This is a genomic window from Streptomyces sp. NPDC032161, assembly GCF_040636995.1.
Classification (GTDB): Bacteria; Actinomycetota; Actinomycetes; order Streptomycetales; family Streptomycetaceae; genus Streptomyces.
The window spans coordinates 45813-64792 of record NZ_JBEZVN010000010.1; the positions used below are offsets into that span (position 1 = coordinate 45813).

Sequence of the window (18980 nt, forward strand, 5' to 3'; positions counted from 1 at the left end):
CGTCAGCTCTTGTACGCCTTGGCCGCGTCGGACTCCAGTCTCGCCTGGGCCCCCGCGATGTCCTTCGGGTTCTTCAGGAAGTCCTGGAGGATCTTCCACTCACCCTTCCCGGGCGTCCCGCCGAACGACTGCGGGGCCTGGTCGGACATGTCGAACCGGACCGCGTCGCCCGCCGCGACCAGCGCCTTCGCCATGGTGCGCTGCACCTCGTTCGGGTACGCGGCGGCGTCCAGGGCCTTGTTCGGCGAGATGAAGCCGCCCTGCTCGGCCATGATCTTCGCCGCGTCGACCGAACCCAGCCAGGTCAGCAGGGCCTGCGCGCCCTTGCCGTCCTTGAGGGCCACCGCCGCGTCGCCGCCCGTCACCACGGGGGACTCGGCGCCGACGGCCGGGAACGGGAACACCTTCGCGTCGGTCCCGATCTTCGCCTTCGTCTGCGCGATGTTGACGCCCACGAAGTCGCCCTCGAAGACCATCGCCGCCTTGGGCTGGTCACCACCGGTGAAGGTCTGGGTGACCGAGGCGGGGAACTCCGTCTGGAGCGCGCCGTCGGCGCCGCCCGCGATGAGCGACGGCTTGCCGAACAGCTCGGCGAGGGTGGTCAGGGCGTTCTTGACGGACGGGTCCGTCCACTTGATCTCGTGCTTGGCCAGCTGGTCGTACTTCTCCGGGCCCGCCTGGGAGAGGTAGACGTTCTCGAACCAGTCGGTGAGGGTCCAGCCGTCCGCGCCGCCGACCGAGACCGGGGCGACGCCCGAGGCGGAGACCGTCTCGGCGGTCGCGAGGAAGTCCTTCCAGGTCTTCGGCTCGGATGCGCCCGCGTTCTCGAACGCCTTGGCGTTGTACCAGATCAGGGACTTGTTGGCGGCCTTGAAGTACACCGCGTACTGGGTGCCGTCCACCGCGCCGAGGTCCTGCCAGACCTTGGCGTAGTTCTTGGTCAGCTGGGCCCGGGCCTCGGCCCCGACGGGCTTGGCCCACTTCTTCCGGGCGGCCTGCTGGATCGCGCCGACCTGCGGGATCATCGCGACGTCCGGCGGCTGACCGCCCGCGATCTTCGTACCGAGGAAGTTGATGATCGGGTCCTGCGCCGGGACGAAGGTGACCGTCGCCCCCGTGCGCTTCTCGAACTCCTTGAGCACCTGGACGAAGTTGGCCTGCTCCGCCCCCGTCCAGACCGCCGCGACCGAGAGCTTCTCGCCGTCCAGCTTCGGCAGGACCAAGCCCGACGAGCTCTCCCCGCCGCTCCCGGAGTCCGGGTCGGACTTTCCTTTCCCGCTGTCGTCGTTGCCGCCGCAACCGGTGAGGGCCAGTGCGCCGATGGCGGTGAACACCACGGCGGCCCTGCTGATCCGATGGGTCGTGCGCATAACTTCCCCGTCTCTCACGTCGTCGTGTGCGCACAGTCCTACGCCGGGACCACGGGCGCCGCAATACCGCTTCCGGCGTCAACTCCTTGATCGTAATGGGCTCGTGACGTGCCATCAGTGCCGATGCGAAGCACCCGCACGGTCCCGGGACGCGCCGGTGCAGGGACGGGGCGGGTGGGGGAGCGTGTCGGGGCGGGGACGCGTGGGCCGGGAGCGGGCGGGGTCCGGGCAGGGCTGTTCCGGCCGGGGCGGGCGATCCCGTTCACGGACGGACGGGGCGGAGCGGGCGGGGCCCGGGCGGGGCTGGGCGGTCAGGAGCGGACGGGGCCGAGCGGGGCCACCGGGCCGGCGTTCACCGACCGGGCCGCCCGCTCCAGCGCGCTGGCCAGCAGCGCCAGGTCCGTCGGACCGTTGCCCAGCTCACGGACCGGGCGGCGGGCCGGCGGATCGCCCATCCGCTCCCAGTCCAGCGGGACGACAGTGGGCCGCGACGTCGCCGTGCGCGGTATGCGTCCCGTCACCCTGCCGCCCTGGAACGGGGTCACCCGCCCGTCCGGATGGCCCAGGCGGCCACGTCCGGGCGCCGGGTCCTCCGGCGAGCGCGGGACGGCCGGGGCGTCGAGCACGATGCGCAACCGGGCCCCCTGTGCGAGGTCCGTGTCCTCCGTGCGCTCGGGGCAGGCCGACGCCGCGACCAGATGGACGCCGAGCCGACCGCCCTCCCGCGCCACGGCCTCCAGGGCCCGCACCACCGAACCGGCGGCGGGACGGCCCGGACTGCCGAGCGCGGGCGCGACCAGCGCGTCGAAGTCGTCGACCAGGACGACGAGCCGGGGCAGCGGGGACGGCCCGGGGACCGCGGACCGTGCACCGGCGGGGCGCAGCCGGAGCGTTCCGCTCATCGGGGAGTCCACGTCACCGCGCTGTTCGGCGGCGCTCGGCGGACGCTGACCGACCATCCGTCGTGCCAGCTCCCGCCGTTGGTGCCAGGCGCCGAAGTCCTCCTCGTCCAGCAGTTCGGCGCGCCGCTTCAGCTCGCCGCCCAGCGCCTGCGCGAACTCCCGCATCCGTACCGGATCGCTGGCCACCAGATGCGTGAAGGCATGCGGGAGTTCGGCGCACGGGGCCAGGCCCTCGCCGCGCTCGGCACCGGCGCCGTCGACCAGCACGATGCCGAGCCGGTCGGGCCGGTCGGCGGCGGCCAACGAGGCGGCGACGGCACGCAGCAGCTCCGTACGCCCGCTGCCGGGCGGACCCTCGACGAGGAGATGGGGGCCCTCCTCCGTCAGGTCCACGCCGACCGCGCCCCGGGGTCCGGCACCGAGCACCACGAAGGGGCGGCCGAAGGCAGGGGCGGAGGCGGGGGCTCCGCGGCCCCGCACGGCCGCGGCCGTGCCCGTCCCGGCTCCTGTTCCCCTCCCGGCCCCTGTTCCCGTGTCCGCGCCGATGCTCGCGCCCGCGTGCGCGGCCACCGAGGTACGCCCTGCCGGGGTTCCGCCCGCGCCGTTCCACGCGCCGGCCCCGGCGACGGTGCGGGAGCCGGGGGCCGGAGCGGGCGACCCGGCGTAGCGTCCGCCGCTGACCCGGGGGGTGCCGGCGCCGGGGTACGGGGTGCGCCCGGAGTCCCGGCCCTCGGGTGCCCCATGCCCCTCGTCGGCGTCCGGCGTGCCGTGGGCCTCGTGGGTCCCGCGCGCGCCCTCGCGGGAGAGGCCGTGGCTCACCGTGCCGACATGCGTGACGGTGTCGCTGCCGGGGTACGGGGAGCGCCCCGCACCGGGACCGTATCCGCCGGGGCCGGACGGCGGGCCGAGGACCGAGCGCTGGGCACCCACGCGGGGGGTTACGCCGCGCGACTGCTGGGCGGGGTGGCGCGTACGGCCCGAACCGGGGTCGTCCGGTTCGGCCGCGCCCGTACCGCCACCGACGCGCGCGGGGCCGACCGGACGCCGGGCCGCGGCGGACGCGGCGGCGGCCGCGGTCATCGGCGGCGTGGGGGGCCGTTCGTCCGCCGCGGACGCCCAGCGGGCCATCAGGGAGGCCGGGGTGGCCCGGGCCAGACCCAGTTCGTCCAGCAGCCGGGCGGAGAGCGGCAGCGCGGTCGATGCGGTCCCGCCGTGCGCCGACGCCGCGGCGTCCGTGCGCAGCGGGGCCAGGGCCCGGCCGAACCGCTCGGCCCAGTGCGCCGAGACCGCGTCCACCGCGGCGACCGTGCCGCGGCCCGCCGCCCGGCCGTCGGCCGTGCGCAGCAGCCGCAGGGCCGTCGCCACGTCGCCGCTCAGCATCGCGACCGCCCCGCACTCGCGGAACGCGATCGAGGCGTGGCAGGCGGCCTCGTACGTCGCCGCGACCGGGGAGGTGGGCGTGGCGGCCGGGGTCTCGGCCAGACAGATCAGATGGATCCCGGCGGCGGCACCGGCGGCGGCCAGCCGGGCGGTGCTCTCGCGCAGTGCCGCCGAGCCGGGGTCGCCGTCGACGATCAGAACGGTGAACGGCCCCGCGTACCGCGCGGCGGCCTCCGCGATCGTGGCCCGGTCCAGGCTCGCCCAGCCGGGCCCGAGCGGGCCCTCGTCCAGCCGCCGGACCAGCTCGGCCGAGCGGGCGACGGCCTGCTCGCGGTCGTACGCGAGAAGCAGCCGGCAGTCCTGGCCGCGCGTGGGACGCACGTGCGGCAGCCAGCCGAGCCAGGCCCACTCGCGTCTGCGTTCCTCGGCGCCGCGCGCCCGGTCCGCGCTGATCAGCACGATCTCCAGATCGGCGGGGGAGTGCAGCGCGGCGAGCTGCGCCACCACCGAACGGGCGAGCCCGGCGAGCCGGTTCCGCGGCCCGGCCAGGCCGAGCGAACCGGCCTCCCGCAGCCCCACGGTCACCGGCACGGCGGGCAGCTCGGCCCGGTCGGTCGTGCCCAGCCGCACCACGAGCGCCTCCGGGTGCGCGGTGCCGCGCTCCCAGAGCCGGGGGCCGGGGCCGAGCGCCGTCAGCAGCACGGCCGCGGGATCGGGCCAGATGCTTCCCGCCCCCGGCTTCGCGGGGATTCCGGCGGAGTCCCCGTGCGGCAGCGGGGCGGCGCCGGGCCCGTCGGGTGCCGCCCCAGGGGCGCTCTCGCCCCTGCCGCCCGCGAGCCGGCGCGCCCAGGCGCCTATCCCGCCCTTCCGGGGCGTTTCGCCCTCCGGAGGGGCGGAGGCGGGGCCGGCAGCGGCGTCCGGGAGGCCGGAGGGGGCGGGGCGACGGCCGGTCGCGGTGCCGCCGTGCCCTCCGTCTCCGCCCTCCGGGGCGTCGTGCGCCGCCGCCCCGTGTCCGGTTCCGGCGCCGTGCCCCGTCCCGGGGAAGCCCCCCGGGACGTCCGCATGGCCGGAATCATGGCCGGAATCGTGCTCGTAGGTCGGCCCGTCGGCCGCGCCCGCCGTGTCGGACACCCGCAGGTGCCCCTCGCCGTCCGGCGCCGTCGCCAGCGTCGGCGTGCGCGCGCCGGAGGTCAGCAGGAGCGTCGACTCGCCGAGCCGCAGCAGGGCGCCGGGCTTCAGCCGGACCGGACGCTCGTGGACCGGCCTGCCGTCGAGCAGGGTGCCGTTGGTGGACCCCAGGTCCGTCACCGAGACCAGCCCGTCCTCGGCGACCGTCACCGCGCAGTGCAGCCGTGAGACGTCGGGGTCGTCGAGCGGGACGTCCGCGTCGGCGGAGCGGCCGATGCTGATCCGGCCGCCGTGCAGCAGATGGACCCCGCCCGCGTCGGGCCCCGCCACCACGTGCAACTGGGCCGGAACGGCGTCGTCCCCGGCGTCGTCCTCGCCCGGGACCTGGAGCGAGAGCACGGCCCCGTCGACCAGCGGGGGCTCGCCCAGCGCGCACCGCTGCGCGTCGAGCCGCTCGCGCCCGGCGAACAGCACCACGGCACCGCCGCCGGCCGGCCCGTCGGACCCGGAGACGGCCGAGGCCAACCCGGGCGCCACGGCGGCGAGCGCCGTTCCCGGCGGGGCGGTGACCAGCACGTCACAGGCGCGCGCCGGGGTCTGGCCGCTGCGCGGCGCGAGGACGGTCAGCCGGATCTGCATCGCCGTCAGCGGTCCCTTCTGCGCGGGGCGCCGAGCAGGGGGAACGCCCTGTTGATCTCCCCCCACCCGGCACGGACGCGTCGTCCGGTACAGGATCGTCACGAGCCGCGGGGTTTCCCTCCACAGTCCGTGCTGTACGCATCCTCGCACCTGTCGCCGACAGTCCGCCCGGCGACCGCCGGAAAATGATCTTGATTGGCCGAGTGTGCGCCCATAAGTGCCCGCCCAGGCACCGCTCGCGACGCGCTCCGCGGCCCCGCAAGCGTTCCGGCCCCCGTCCCGGCCCCCGCCCCGGCCCGCGTCCGGCGCCTGAACCGGAGCCCCGTCCCGTCACCGGAACCGTCCCGTCGGTGCTCGCCCGGTCCGTGCCCGGCGGCCGTCCGGCCCGTGTGTGGCAACCATCGGCCGAAAAGGAGCGTCTTGTTCCGCGACGGCGCGGCACCGGACTTGGTCCGGCCGCCCTTCGGGTGACGGCGCCGGTTTGACGACAGCCTCTAGAGTGGGCCGGAACTCCGGGTGCGAATCCGGGACCACCGTGAACACCACGATCTGCAGGGAGCGCATGACGTGCGGCCGGTAGGCAGCAAATACCTGCTTGAGGAGCCGCTGGGGCGCGGCGCCACGGGCACCGTCTGGCGGGCCCGCCAGCGGGAGACCGCGGGTGCCGAGGCGGCCGTCGCCGGCGAGCCCGGCGAGACCGTGGCGATCAAGGTCCTGAAGGAGGAGCTCGCCAACGACGCGGACGTCGTGATGCGGTTCCTGCGCGAGCGCTCGGTGCTGCTCCGGCTCACCCACGAGAACATCGTGCGCACCCGCGACCTGGTCGTCGAGGGCGATCTCCTCGCCCTCGTCATGGACCTGATCGACGGCCCCGACCTGCACCGGTACCTCCGCGACAACGGTCCGCTCACCCCGGTCGCCGCCGCCCTGCTCACCGCGCAGATCGCGGACGCGCTCGCCGCCAGCCACGCCGACGGTGTGGTCCACCGCGACCTGAAGCCCGCCAACGTCCTGCTCGACGAGCGCGACGGCGCGATGCGCCCCATGCTCACCGACTTCGGCATCGCGCGCCTGGCCGACTCCCCGGGCCTCACCCGGACCCACGAGTTCGTCGGCACGCCCGCCTACGTCGCACCCGAGTCCGCCGAGGGCCGCCCGCAGACCTCCGCCGTCGACATCTACGGCGCGGGCATCCTGCTGTACGAGCTGGTCACCGGCCGCCCGCCGTTCGCCGGCGGCACCGCCCTCGAAGTCCTGCACCGGCACCTCAGCGAGGAGCCCCGCCGCCCCACCACCGTCCCGGAACCGCTGTGGACGGTCATAGAACGCTGCCTGAGCAAGGACCCGGACCGGCGCCCCAGCGCCGAGAACCTGGCCCGCGCGCTGCGCACCGTCGCGGCCGGCATCGGCGTCCACGCCAGTGCCGCCGAGATCGCCGCGGCCGACGGGGTGGGAGCCCTGCTCGCCCCCGACCCGTCGCCCGCGCCCGTGCCGGAGACCCCCGGCGCCGCCGCCCCGACGCAGGTGCTGCCGAGCAACGCCGGTTCGTACGACCCCGACGGGGCGACCAGTGTTCTCCCTCACACCTCCGGCCAGGGCGGCCCGGGCGGACAGGCCGACCCGACCACGGTCATGCCGCCCGTGCCCCCGCGCCCGGACGGCCCTCCGCAGCCCGACGGCCCGCACCCCTGGCAGTCCCAGCTCCAGGCCGCCCGCGACCGCAACGAGCAGACGCAGGTCCAGTACCTCGACCCCAGCCAGGACCCGCTGCGCCGTCGCCCCCAGCGGCCCCAGCCGCAACCGCAGCCCCGGCCGCAGCGAGCCCAGCAGCCGCCGCAGCACCAGCCGTATCCGCCGCAGCAGTACCCGCCTCAGCAGTACGCCCCGCAGCCGTACCAGCCGCAGCCCCAGCCCCAGCAGCCCCCGCCGCCGCCTCCGCAGCGCCAGCAGTACGCGCCCCCGCAGCAGCCCGCGCCCCGCCCGCCCCGCGAGCCGCGGCAGCGCAGCGCCAACCCGATGCGCATCCCCGGCCTCGGCTGCCTCAAGGGCTGCCTGTTCACCCTGGTCCTGCTCTTCGTCGCCGGCTGGCTGATCTGGGAACTGACCCCGCTCCAGGACTGGATCGGCCAGGGCAAGAGCTACTGGCAGGCGATCACCGACACGGTCTCCAGCATCACCGACTGGATCTCCAAGCTCGGCGGCAGCGACAGCGGCAACGGCGGTGCAGGCACCGGCCCCTGAGCCGTCGTCCGACGCGCCGACGGGCGTCGGCACATCATCAACTCTGTAGCTATGTCGACTTCCGCGGGACGGAATCCCCCGTGATTCCACCGCAATTCGCCCGCGGAAGCGAGGGCTGGCACCATCCCGGGCACTCAACCCCCCGGCCGACGCGTAACTTTGTCGACCGGGGGTCATGAGCGACGGTCCATCGCCAGCCGCTGAGGGAGCAGTCTTGGCACGGAAAATCGGCAGCCGGTACACCGCCCACCAGATCCTGGGGCGCGGCAGCGCCGGCACGGTGTGGCTCGGCGAGGGGCCCGAGGGCCCGGTGGCCGTCAAGCTGCTCCGCGAGGACCTCGCATCCGACCAGGAGCTCGTGGGCCGCTTCGTCCAGGAACGCACCGCGCTGCTCGGCCTGGACCACCCCCACGTCGTCGCCGTCCGCGACCTCGTGGTGGACGGCAACGACCTCGCCCTGGTCATGACCCTGGTGCGCGGCACGGACCTGCGCACCCGCCTCGACCGTGAACGCCGCCTCGCGCCCGAGGCCGCGGTCGCGATCATCGCGGACGTCGCCGACGGCCTGGCCGCCGCGCACGCCGCCGGAGTGGTCCACCGCGACGTCAAACCGGAGAACATCCTCCTCGACATGGAGGGCCCGCTCGGCCCCGGCAACGCGCACCCGGCCCTGCTCACCGACTTCGGCGTGGCCAAGCTGATCGACACCCCGGGACGCACCAGAGCCAGCAAGATCATCGGCACCCCGGACTACCTGGCCCCCGAGATAGTCGAGGGCCTCCCGCCCCGCGCCGCAGTCGACATCTACGCCCTCGCGACCGTCCTGTACGAACTCCTCGCCGGCTTCACCCCGTTCGGCGGCGGACACCCCGGCGCCGTGCTGCGCCGCCACGTGACGGAGACGGTCGTCCCCCTCCCCGGCATCCCCGAGGAACTCTGGCAGCTCCTCGTCCAGTGCCTGGCCAAGGCCCCGGCCTCCCGGCTGCGCGCCTCCGAGCTCGCGTCCCGGCTGCGCGAGACGCTCCCGCAACTGGCAGGCATCCCGCCGCTGGACGTCGACGAGCCCGGCACCGGGCCCGAGCCCCGGACGTACGACGAGGAGCCGCACGCCCCCGCCTCCGAGGAGCCCCGCCGCCGCGGCGCGGTCCCGCTGGTCCCCGGCTCGTCCACGGACTCCAGCCGCGACACCCACACCAGCATGCGCGTCCCGGCCCCCGACGAGCTCTCCGGCGGCCCCCGCGGCACCGCCCGCGCCCCGCGCTCCCCGGGTGCGCCCCGCCCCGGCTCGGCCCGCAACAAGTCCGCGGCCGTCCGCAAGCGCCGCCTCACCCTGGGCGCCACCGCCCTGGTGCTGGCGGCGGCGCTGGGCGTGGGCGGCTGGCTGGCGCTGAGCGGCGACTCCTCGGAGGCGCCCCCGCAGGACACGGAGAGCTCGGCCCCGGCGATCCCCTGAGCCGGGCCGCCGGATCCGTCGCACGGGTGGTGCACCCGGCCGCCGAGCCGTGACCGCGGCCGTGACCACGTGCGCCGACGGCACGCGACGAGCGGCGTCACGGAGTCGTGATCGGAGGCGCCGAAGGGAATGCGACGGGCGGCGTCGGCGGGACGCGGTCGGCGGCGTCACCGAGACGTGATCATGCGGCCCGGGGAAGGTCCGCTCCGACAGCCGTTACGCTGGACCCGTGGCAGTCGTCGATATTTCCGAAGAGCTGAAGTCCCTCTCCTCGACCATGGGGTCCATCGAGGCCGTCCTGGACCTGGATGCGCTGAGGGCGGACATCGCCGCGCTCGAGGAGCAGGCGGCCGCGCCCTCCCTCTGGGACGACCCCGAGGCGGCGCAGAAGATCACCAGCAGGCTTTCGCACCTCCAGGCCGAGGTCCGCAAGGCCGAGGCCCTCCGCGCCCGCATCGACGATCTCGGAGTCCTCTTCGAGCTCGCCCAGGACGAGGGCGACGCCGACACGCTGGCCGAGGCAGAGGCCGAGCTGGACGCCGTCAAGAAGGCGCTGGACGAGATGGAGGTCCGTACGCTCCTCTCCGGCGAGTACGACTCCCGCGAGGCCCTGGTCAACATCCGCGCCGAGGCGGGTGGCGTGGACGCGGCGGACTTCGCCGAGAAGCTCCAGCGCATGTACCTCCGCTGGGCCGAGCAGCACGGCTACAAGACCGAGGTCTACGAGACGTCGTACGCGGAGGAGGCCGGCATCAAGTCGACCACCTTCGCCGTCCAGGTCCCGTACGCCTACGGCACGCTCTCCGTCGAGCAGGGCACCCACCGGCTCGTCCGGATCTCGCCCTTCGACAACCAGGGCCGCCGCCAGACGTCCTTCGCGGGCGTCGAGGTGCTGCCCGTGGTCGAGCAGACCGACCACATCGAGATCGACGAGTCCGAGCTGCGCGTCGACGTGTACCGCTCCTCGGGCCCCGGCGGCCAGGGCGTCAACACCACGGACTCCGCGGTGCGCCTGACCCACATCCCGACCGGCATCGTGGTCTCCTGCCAGAACGAGCGCTCGCAGATCCAGAACAAGGCGTCCGCGATGAACGTCCTCCAGGCGAAGCTCCTGGAGCGCCGTCGTCAGGAGGAGCAGGCCAAGATCGACGCCCTCAAGGGTGACGGTGGCAACTCCTGGGGCAACCAGATGCGGTCGTACGTCCTGCACCCGTACCAGATGGTCAAGGACCTGCGTACGGAATTCGAGATGGGCAACCCGGAAGCGGTCTTCAACGGTGAGATCGACGGCTTCCTGGAGGCGGGCATCCGCTGGCGCAAGCAGCGGGAGAAGTAGCGGCGAGCGGAGAAACGACCGACGAAGGAGCGGCCGGTCCCGGAATCCCCCGCGGGGTTCGGGCACCGGCCGCTTTTCCGTCGGGGCCGTTCACGGGGCCGGTCCCGAAGGGGAGTTGGGGCCGGGAGCCGCACGGGCGGCTTGACGCGGCGGTCTGGCGAGTGCGTCACAGTCTCGCTGCTGAATGACGGTCAACTACGAGCAAACCGGTGCACATTGCTTGGAACGGCCTTGACGTAATTCTTAACTGTGGACAGGGTGCTAGAGCAGCATGCGTATGTCCGGGACGGGTGTGAACGGGGGCGGGCGGCATGGCTACGACTCGATGTGGCGCCGTTCGGAGCGAACCCTGCGGAGCCGAGGCCCACATATGGCTGCTCCACTGACGAGAACAGCTACTGGGGGTAGCAACAGATGACCAAGAAGACGCGAGTACGCGTCGCGCGGATCGCCGCCGGTGCGGTGATCGCCGCAGGTGCCTCGCTCACCGCTGCCGGTGCGGCACAGGCCATGGGCGGCGACCTTGGTATCGGCGTGGAGGCCGACGACACGGCGATCAGCGCCCAGGCCGGGCTCACCGGCGAGGCCGACGGCGGCAACGGCGGGGACCCCGGTGGTGTCGACCAGGGCGGCACCAATGAGGGTGGTACCAACGAGGGCGGCACCAACGAAGGTGGCGCGAACGAGGGTGGCACCAATGAGGGTGGCGCCAACGAGGGCGGCACCAACGAGGGTGGCGCGAACGAGGGCGGTACCAACGAGGGCGGCCAGCAGTCCGGCGGCAACGGCAACGGTGGCCAGCAGTCGGGTGGTAACGGCAACGGCGGTCAGCAGTCCGGCGGTAACGGGAACGGTGGCAACCAGTCCGGTGGCCAGCAGTCCGGCGGCAACGGCAATGGCGGTCAGCAGTCGGGTGGCAACGGGAACGGTGGCAACCAGTCCGGTGGCCAGCAGTCCGGTGGCAACGGCAACGGCGGCAACGGCTCCTCCGGCACGTCCGGGAGCGGCTCGTCCGGTACCACGGGCAACGCCTCCTCCGGCACCACCGCCGGCGGCGGCGACACCGGTTCCTCCACCGGTGAGACCGGCACCTGCACCGTCGACCTCGACGGCGCGAAGTGCGCCGACAACACCACCCCGGACTCCGCCGGCAACCAGCCGGTGGAGCAGGGCAAGGGCAAGGACGAGCTCGCCGAGACCGGCGCCGCCGAGACCACGTTCCTGCTGGTCGGCGCCGCGACGATGATCGCCGGGGGCATCGGCTTCCGGATCCTGCCGCGCCTGGTGAGCGGTCGTACCGTCGCCTGACGGTGACCGCACCGCGTAACCACGCGTAAGCGCGAAGGGGCCCGGGATGTCCATCGGCATCCCAGGCCCCTTCACGTACACGCCTGGCGCGCACCCACCGTGCACGCCCGCTCGCAGTCCGTACGCGCCCGCCGTGGTCACTCGCTCCGGCGGGCGGACCGGCGCTACACGGTCTGGTGCGCCAGCAGCGCCAGTGCGCCCAGCATCACCACCAGCAGGGCCACCAGCGTCACCGGACTCAGCCCCGCGAGGACGCCCTGCTCCTGCTGGAGCCGCTCCCGGCTCGCCCGGCACACGGGGCAGCGGCCCTCGCTCACGGGCGCCGCGCAGTTCGCGCACACCAGTCGGTCATAGGTCATGCGCTTTCCTCCTCCCGCGCGGCGGAGCCGCATGTGCCTTCTCTCCGCACAACGCTCACGGAAACGCAACCGTTCCCCCTCCCACTGTGCCAGCTCCTGCGGATTTCGGCGCGGCCCGTCCGGGATCACCCGTTCCGTAGCGCTTGCGCCCCGCCCGCGGCTGTTGCCGTTCCGCCATAAATCGCCCATCGCAGGACGTGCGCCTGCACGCGTCAGCCGGGTTCGCGTATGGTCACGCACACCTACTCCCGGCCGACCGTGGTGCATCCGTGATCCGATTCGACAACGTCTCCAAGACCTACCCGAAGCAGAGCCGTCCCGCTCTCCGGGATGTGTCGCTCGATATCGAGAAGGGCGAGTTCGTCTTCCTGGTGGGCTCCTCCGGCTCCGGCAAGTCCACCTTCATGAGACTCATCCTCCGCGAGGAACGCGCCAGCACGGGCTCGGTCCACGTCCTGGGCAAGGACCTCGCCCGCCTGTCCAACTGGAAGGTGCCGCACATGCGTCGCCAGTTGGGCACGGTGTTCCAGGACTTCCGGCTCCTCCCCAACAAGACCGTCGCGCAGAACGTGGCGTTCGCGCAGGAGGTCATCGGCAAGCCGCGTGGCGAGATCCGCAAGGCGGTGCCCCAGGTCCTCGACCTGGTCGGCCTCGGCGGCAAGGAGGACCGGATGCCCGGCGAGCTCTCCGGTGGTGAGCAGCAGCGCGTGGCGATCGCGCGGGCGTTCGTGAACCGCCCCATGCTGCTGATCGCGGACGAGCCGACCGGTAACCTCGACCCGCAGACCTCCGTCGGCATCATGAAGCTGCTGGACCGGATCAACCGGACCGGCACCACCGTGATCATGGCGACCCACGACCAGAACATCGTCGACCAGATGCGCAAGCGCGTCATCGAGCTGGAGCAGGGCCGTCTCGTACGTGACCAGGCCCGCGGCGTCTACGGCTACCAGCACTGAGCATCGAGCACTGAAAGGACGCCATGCGCGCCCAGTTCGTCCTGTCGGAGATCGGCGTCGGCCTCCGTCGCAACCTCACGATGACCTTCGCCGTCGTCGTCTCCGTCGCCCTCTCGCTCGCCCTGTTCGGCGGCGCGCTGCTGATGCGCGAGCAGGTCAGCACGATGAAGGACTACTGGTACGACAAGGTCAACGTCTCGATCTTCCTCTGCAGCAAGAGCGATGTGACCTCGACGCCCAAGTGCGCCAAGGGGGCCGTCACGGCCCAGCAGAAGAAGGAGATCGAGGCCGATCTCAAGAAGATGGACGCCGTCCAGACGGTCACGTACGAGTCGGCCGACGAGGCGTACAAGCGCTACCAGGAGCAGTTCGGCGACTCGCCCATGGCGGGCAACATCACGCCGGACCAGATGCAGGAGTCGTTCCGGGTCAAGCTGCACGACCCGAAGAAGTACAAGGTCGTCGCCACCGCGTTCGCCGGTCGTGACGGGGTGCAGTCCGTCCAGGACCAGAGGTCCATCCTGGACAACCTCTTCGGGCTGATGAACGGCATGAACGTGGCGGCCGTCTTCGTGATGGTGCTGATGCTGGTGATCGCGCTGATGCTGATCGTGAACACCGTCCGGGTGTCCGCGTTCAGCCGGCGGCGGGAGACCGGCATCATGCGGCTGGTCGGTGCCTCCGGCTTCTACATCCAGATGCCGTTCATCATGGAGGCCGCGTTCGCCGGTCTCATCGGTGGTGTGCTCGCCTGCGTGATGCTGCTGGCCGGGCGGTACTTCCTGATCGACGGCGGTCTGGCACTCCAGAGCAAGCTGACCCTGATCGACTTCATCGGCTGGGACGCGGTCCTCACCAAGCTGCCCCTGGTGCTGGCGATCGGGCTGCTGATGCCCGCCGTTGCCGCTCTCCTCGCGCTCCGCAAGTACCTGAAGGTGTGACGAGTGCCCACCGCGGTGAACGGCCAACCGTCCGTGCCTCCGTGGGGTGTTGTCCTAGACTCAGCGCCATGTCGGGTCCCGTACGGTGTTTCGGGCCCCGCGGCGTACGCCGCGGGGCCGCCCTGACATTGGTCTTCGCGTCCGTGCTGGCCACCGCGGCCGCCACCGGCTCGCTGCCGCGCGACAAGGCGAAGTCTCCGGTTCCGGCGGCCCGTTCCGTCGCCCCCGTCGCCTCCGCCGCGACCGCGGCCGGGGCCACCGTCGACGGCGACGAGGTCGTCTCGGCCGCCGCCCGCGCCGTGGCGGACGGCAAGTCCGGTACGGAAGCGGCCGAGAGGGTCGTCAGCCGCAGCGGCGACCGCTGGGGCGCGGTGTACGACGGGCGGCAGTACGAGGAGTTCGAGCAGGCACTCGACGGCTCGTACACCGGAGTCGGGATCGCCGCGAAGCGCTCGGCCGACGGGCTGGTCGAGGTGGCCCGGGTGCAGCCCGGCGGCCCCGCCGACCTGGCCGGTGTCGAGCCGGGCGACCTGCTCCGCACCATCGACGGCCGGCGAGTGGACCGGCGCCCCGTCGCGGAGGCCGTCGCCCTGCTGCGCGGGGACCGCACGGAGGCCGCGGCGGGCAGCACCGTGGTCCTGGGCGTCCAGCGTGGTTCCGTCCTCCGTACGAAGACGCTGAGCCGGGCCAGGCTCAGCACCGAGGCCGTCACCGTGCGACGGATCGGACCGGACCGTTCCGCGTTCTCCGCGCCCGCCACGCCTTCCGCGGCGGTGCTGATCGACGTCGACTCGTTCACCAGGGGATCGGGGGCCGAGGTACGGGACGCGGTCCGCGGGGCCCCGGCCGGGGCCGGGGTGCTGCTCGATCTGCGGGGCAACTCCGGCGGCCTGGTCGCGGAGGCCGTCACCGCCGCCTCCGCCTTCCTGGACGGCGGCTTGGTCGCCACCTACGACGTGCGCGGGGAACAGCGGGCCCTCTACGCGGAGCCGGGCGGCGACACCGACCGCCCGCTCGTCGTCCTCGTCGACGGCGGCACGATGAGCGCCGCCGAGCTCCTCACCGGCGCGCTCCAGGACCGGGGCCGCGCCGTCACGGTCGGCTCGCGCACCTTCGGCAAGGGCTCGGTCCAGATGCCCAGCAGGCTCCCGGGTGGTGCGGTGGCCGAGCTGACCGTCGGCCACTACCGCACCCCCGCGGGCCGCGGTGTCGACGGCCGCGGCATCACCCCGGACCTCGTGGTCGGCTCACGGGCCGAGCAGCGGGCCGAGACGGTATTGAGTGGCCTCGGAGGCAGCCCTTAGTGCGAAAATGGCCGCACTATGGCTAAGGAAAAGGACACGGGGCGCAAGCTCATCGCGCAGAACAAGAAGGCCCGGCACGATTACCACATCCTCGACACCTACGAGTGCGGTCTCGTCCTCATGGGCACCGAGGTCAAGTCGCTGCGACTGGGCAGGGCATCCCTGGTGGACGGTTTCGTCCAGATCGACGGCGGCGAGGCGTGGCTGCACAACATCCACGTCCCGGAGTACGTGCAGGGCACCTGGACCAACCACTCGGCGAAGCGGAAGCGCAAGCTGCTGATGCACCGGGCCGAGATCGACAAGCTGGAGTCGAAGGCGAGCGAGACCGGCCACACGATCGTGCCCCTCGCGCTGTACTTCAAGGACAGCCGGGTCAAGGTCGAGATCGCGCTCGCCAAGGGCAAGAAGGAGTACGACAAGCGGCAGACCCTGCGCGAGAAGCAGGACCTGCGGGAGACCAACCGCGCGATCGCGGCGGCGCGGCGGCGCCAGCGCGGCACCCACTGAACCCGGCACCCACTGAACCGGGGCGCGCACGCCGGGCCCCGGCCGGGGCCCGGAGAACGGAAGCCCGGGGGCGGCGGAGGTCGGCGACGGAAGGCGTACGGCCGGGCCCGCGGGAATAGGCTGGCATGGTCGTGCGTTGGTCACGTACGATGGCATCGCACCTCACAGCGGGTGCACGCATTGAAAACACAACATGGGGATGATCGGTTTCGACAGCGGCTGTCGAAGCAGGGGAAGCGTGTCGAGGAAGCGGCAATGATCTCGTAAACCATATGTCGCAACCAATAATCGCCAACACCAAGCGCGATTCCTTCGCCCTCGCTGCCTAAGTAGCGACTTGCGAAGTGTCAGCCCGGGGTTGATCCCGACCCGGATCCTGGCATCATCAAGGGATCTAAACTTCTAGACCCGGTCACGGGGCCCAGAAGGAAATCAAACAGTGACTGAGCCCGTCGGAGACTTGTCCGCGTGATCTCCGGGGCTGAGAAAAGCGCAGCGGACTGCACACGGAGAAGCCCTGATTCCGCACCGTTGGACGCGGGTTCGATTCCCGCCATCTCCACAATTCCCATGTGAACGAGGACCCCGTTGCCCGCCCGGCAGCGGGGTCCTCGTGCGTGTGTCCCAGGTCCGTGCGTCCTGGGGTCCCTACGCGCCGGGTTCCTGCGCGACGGGCCGGTCATCGGGGTGTACCGGTCATCCCGGGTGTCGTGTCCGTGCGCCGGTTCCTGGGACGCGGACCCCGGCCGCCGCGACGACCAGCGCCAGAGCCGCCGCGCACACCGGTACGACGTAGCCCGTCACCCGGCCCGTGTGCTCCACCATCCAGCCGCCGGTCGCTGCCCCCGCGGCGATCCCGCCCAGCAGCGCGGTCACCGCGAGCGTCATGCCCTCGTTCAACTGCCCCTCCGGAGTGAGGCGTTGGACCAGTGTCATCCCGGTGACCATCGTCGGGGCGGTCGCCGCACCGGCCAGCAGCAGCGCGCCCGCGAGTACCGGCAGCGCATCGGCCCAGGAGGCGGCGAGCAGCGGCAGTGACATCAGCGCCGTCATCCCCGCCAGGCAGCCCAGCAGCCGCCGCCTGATGTCCGGGGCCGGGCGCAGCGATCCGTACAGCAGCCCCGCCGCGCACGAACCGGCCGCCTGGAGGGCCAGGATCGCGCCCCCGGCGTGGGCGATCGTGACGACCTCCATCGAGCCGAAGATCGCCCCGGTGGCGAGGAAGGCGGCGAGCAGGGCGGGCATGCCGGGGGCGCGGAGCGGGGAGTCGGCATGCGTGCGCGGAGCGACCGGCGGTTCCGTGGCGCGCTGGGCCGCGAAGATCAGCACGCCCGTCATCAGCAGGACCGTCCCGACGAGCGTTCCGGCCTCCGGGAAGAGTGAGCCGCACAGCAGGGCGGCGAGGACCGGGCCGAGCATGAAGCAGAGCTCGTCCATGGCCTGTTCGAAGGAGTTCGCCGTGTGCAGGGCGGCCGGATCGCCCCGGTGCAGATGGGCCCAGCGGGCCCGGGACATCCCGCCGGTGTTGGGGGTGGTGGCGGTCGCGGCGTAGCAGGCGAAGAGCGTCCAGTCCGGGGCGCCGTAGTGCACACAGAGCAGCAGCGCGAGTGATCCGAGTGCGGCGATCGCGGTGGCCGGCACGGCCACCCGGGCCTGTCCGTACCGGTCGACGAGGCGTGCCGTCCAGGGCGCGACCACCGCCGTCGCGGCGAGCCCGGCCGCGGTGACGGCCCCCGCCAGGGCGTACGAGCCGCGCGAGCCGGCGATCATGATCACCGCGCTGACGCTGAACATGCCCATGGGCAGCCGGGCGAGGAGGTTGCCCGCCGTGAAGGCGCGTGCGCCGGGGGTGGCGAGGAGCCGGAGATACGGGTTGGCGGAGGCCCGTCGGGCGGGGGAGGGGGCGGCACGGGCAGCGATGACCAGCAGGTCCCCGGAGAGGGCGAACACGGGAGCGGAGGGCGGGTTTCTCTCGTACGGCATGGGATCACCCTCGGGGCGCGCGGCCCGCGGGGTCCAACACCTTCTGTGCGCTGATTGACACGTCTGTGTTGTAAATTCTCGGCATGGTTCCCCATGACGGTGCCGGAACGGGCAGTCGGACGAGCAGCCGCGGCGACACCGACCCCCGGCTGCTCCGCGCCTTCGTGGCCGTCGCCGAGGACCTGCACTTCACCCGTGCCGCCGCCCGCCTCTTCATCGCCCAGCAGGCACTGAGCCGGGACGTCCGGCGGCTGGAGCGCGAACTGGGCACGGAACTCTTCGTGCGCACCACCCGGCAGGTGGCCCTGACCGCCGACGGGGAACGACTCCTCCCGTACGCCCGGCGGGTGCTGGAGGCGCACGCCGACCTCGCCGCCGCCTTCGGGGACGCCGCGGCCCGCCCGCTCCTCGTCGACCTCAACACCGACGGCATGACGGCGGCCCGGGTGCTCGCCCGCGCGCGTGAACTGATTCCCTCGTGCGAGCTGATGGCGCGCTTCGAGAGCGGCCTGACCTGGGCGGCGGGGGAGATCCTGGCCGGCCGGCTCGACGTCTCCTTCGGCCGTGCCGCAGGGCTCGATCCGGCGGTACGGGCGCGGCTCGGCGTGCTGCCGGTGCGGTACGAGCCGATGGCCGTTCTGCTGCCCGCCGATCACCCGCTCGCCGGGCGGGAGGCCGTCGCCCCGGGCGACCTGGCCGGCGAGATCGTCTACGCGGGTGACGGGAATCCGCGTACGGGGGAGTGGACGGACCTCGCCCGGCTGCTGTTCGCGGAGTGGGGCATCGAACTCGCGCCTCCGGTTCCGCTCGCGGTCGGCGTGGCCGAGTTCCAGCGGGTCATGGCGAAGTCGGCGAACCCGGTGCTGTGCGTCGTCGGCTTCCCGCCGTTGCCGGGCACCGTGGTGCGTCCGTTGGTCCGGCCCGTACCGGTCTCCCCGCTGCTGATGGTGTGGCGCAGGGACCTGCGCCATCCGGGCCTCGACGCCCTGCGCGAGGCCGCGGCCCGGCTGGGGGCCGAGGAGGGCTGGCTGGAGCGGCCGGCCGGGAGCTGGCTGCCCCAGGCCGACGCCGCGCTGATGCTGACGCGCGGATGACATCGACGAACGGCGCAACGGGCGGGAAACACGGCGGAACCGGGTCCGTCACGTGCCGTTGGCAGGCTCTGCC

At 73.1% G+C, this 18980-nt stretch carries 13 protein-coding genes and 1 other RNA gene; 9 read left to right on the forward strand and 5 right to left on the reverse strand.

Annotated features, from left to right (window positions below; genetic code table 11):
• Positions 1 to 2: 2 nt before the first annotated feature.
• Together AB0E67_RS20210 and AB0E67_RS20215 are read right to left on the reverse strand one after the other, a co-directional pair.
• A complete protein-coding gene (locus AB0E67_RS20210) occupies positions 3 to 1370 on the reverse strand; it encodes an ABC transporter substrate-binding protein (protein ID WP_362028458.1) in 1368 nt (455 codons plus the stop codon).
• A gap of 311 nt (positions 1371 to 1681) precedes the next feature.
• Entirely contained in the window at positions 1682 to 5419 is a 3738-nt protein-coding gene (locus AB0E67_RS20215; RefSeq protein WP_362028461.1) for an FHA domain-containing protein, read from the reverse strand.
• Positions 5420 to 5986: 567 nt separating this feature from the next.
• On the opposite strand from AB0E67_RS20215, the gene AB0E67_RS20220 reads away from it, so the two are divergent.
• The 3 genes from AB0E67_RS20220 to prfB all read left to right on the forward strand — a co-directional run bounded on the left by AB0E67_RS20220 (position 5987) and on the right by prfB (position 10449).
• The gene (locus tag AB0E67_RS20220; protein WP_362028463.1) at positions 5987 to 7660 is read left to right on the forward strand and encodes a serine/threonine-protein kinase; all 1674 of its coding nucleotides are present in this window, start codon (positions 5987 to 5989) and stop codon (positions 7658 to 7660) included.
• 214 nt (positions 7661 to 7874) lie between these two features.
• A complete protein-coding gene (locus AB0E67_RS20225) occupies positions 7875 to 9113 on the forward strand; it encodes a serine/threonine-protein kinase (RefSeq protein ID WP_362028465.1) in 1239 nt (412 codons plus the stop codon).
• Positions 9114 to 9342: 229 nt separating this feature from the next.
• Positions 9343 to 10449 (forward strand): peptide chain release factor 2, encoded by a 1107-nt coding sequence (gene prfB / locus AB0E67_RS20230; protein ID WP_073783485.1) that lies wholly within the window; start codon positions 9343 to 9345, stop codon positions 10447 to 10449.
• Between the two features lie 315 nt (positions 10450 to 10764).
• On the opposite strand, the gene AB0E67_RS20235 is transcribed toward prfB, so the two are convergent.
• Positions 10765 to 11817, reverse strand: a complete 1053-nt coding sequence (locus AB0E67_RS20235) for a pentapeptide repeat-containing protein (RefSeq protein WP_362028468.1) — start codon at positions 11815 to 11817, stop codon at positions 10765 to 10767.
• Positions 11818 to 11921: 104 nt separating this feature from the next.
• Positions 11922 to 12116 (reverse strand): hypothetical protein, encoded by a 195-nt coding sequence (locus AB0E67_RS20240; protein ID WP_351516633.1) that lies wholly within the window; start codon positions 12114 to 12116, stop codon positions 11922 to 11924.
• A gap of 269 nt (positions 12117 to 12385) precedes the next feature.
• Here AB0E67_RS20240 and ftsE point away from each other — a divergent pair, with 269 nt between their 5' ends.
• From ftsE to ssrA, 5 genes are all read left to right on the forward strand, one after another.
• Positions 12386 to 13075, forward strand: a complete 690-nt coding sequence (gene ftsE / locus AB0E67_RS20245) for a cell division ATP-binding protein FtsE (RefSeq protein ID WP_351516634.1) — start codon at positions 12386 to 12388, stop codon at positions 13073 to 13075.
• A gap of 23 nt (positions 13076 to 13098) precedes the next feature.
• Positions 13099 to 14016, forward strand: coding sequence for a permease-like cell division protein FtsX (ftsX, locus tag AB0E67_RS20250; protein WP_362028471.1), 918 nt, complete (start codon positions 13099 to 13101; stop codon positions 14014 to 14016).
• A gap of 68 nt (positions 14017 to 14084) precedes the next feature.
• Entirely contained in the window at positions 14085 to 15320 is a 1236-nt protein-coding gene (locus AB0E67_RS20255; RefSeq protein WP_362028473.1) for a S41 family peptidase, read from the forward strand.
• A gap of 18 nt (positions 15321 to 15338) precedes the next feature.
• Positions 15339 to 15830, forward strand: a complete 492-nt coding sequence (gene smpB / locus AB0E67_RS20260) for an SsrA-binding protein SmpB (RefSeq protein WP_351516638.1) — start codon at positions 15339 to 15341, stop codon at positions 15828 to 15830.
• A 195-nt stretch (positions 15831 to 16025) separates the two neighbouring features.
• Positions 16026 to 16395: a transfer-messenger RNA gene (gene ssrA, locus AB0E67_RS20265) on the forward strand.
• Between the two features lie 131 nt (positions 16396 to 16526).
• Here the strand turns inward: ssrA and AB0E67_RS20270 are convergent.
• A complete protein-coding gene (locus AB0E67_RS20270) occupies positions 16527 to 17813 on the reverse strand; it encodes an MFS transporter (protein WP_362028476.1) in 1287 nt (428 codons plus the stop codon).
• 83 nt (positions 17814 to 17896) lie between these two features.
• On the opposite strand from AB0E67_RS20270, the gene AB0E67_RS20275 reads away from it, so the two are divergent.
• Positions 17897 to 18907 (forward strand): LysR family transcriptional regulator, encoded by a 1011-nt coding sequence (locus AB0E67_RS20275; RefSeq protein ID WP_362028479.1) that lies wholly within the window; start codon positions 17897 to 17899, stop codon positions 18905 to 18907.
• Positions 18908 to 18980 lie beyond the last annotated feature (73 nt).

Bases quoted from the DNA above. Each gene is read 5' to 3' on its own strand.
- AB0E67_RS20210 (WP_362028458.1), bottom strand. From the start codon at position 1,370: ATGCGCACGACCCATCGGATCAGCAGGGCCGCCGTGGTGTTCACCGCC.
- AB0E67_RS20215 (WP_362028461.1), bottom strand. From the start codon at position 5,419: ATGCAGATCCGGCTGACCGTCCTCGCGCCGCGCAGCGGCCAGACCCCG.
- AB0E67_RS20235 (WP_362028468.1), bottom strand. From the start codon at position 11,817: ATGCCGATGGACATCCCGGGCCCCTTCGCGCTTACGCGTGGTTACGCG.
- AB0E67_RS20240 (WP_351516633.1), bottom strand. From the start codon at position 12,116: ATGACCTATGACCGACTGGTGTGCGCGAACTGCGCGGCGCCCGTGAGC.
- ftsX (WP_362028471.1), top strand. From the start codon at position 13,099: ATGCGCGCCCAGTTCGTCCTGTCGGAGATCGGCGTCGGCCTCCGTCGC.
- AB0E67_RS20255 (WP_362028473.1), top strand. From the start codon at position 14,085: ATGTCGGGTCCCGTACGGTGTTTCGGGCCCCGCGGCGTACGCCGCGGG.
- smpB (WP_351516638.1), top strand. From the start codon at position 15,339: ATGGCTAAGGAAAAGGACACGGGGCGCAAGCTCATCGCGCAGAACAAG.
- AB0E67_RS20270 (WP_362028476.1), bottom strand. From the start codon at position 17,813: ATGCCGTACGAGAGAAACCCGCCCTCCGCTCCCGTGTTCGCCCTCTCC.
- AB0E67_RS20275 (WP_362028479.1), top strand. From the start codon at position 17,897: ATGGTTCCCCATGACGGTGCCGGAACGGGCAGTCGGACGAGCAGCCGC.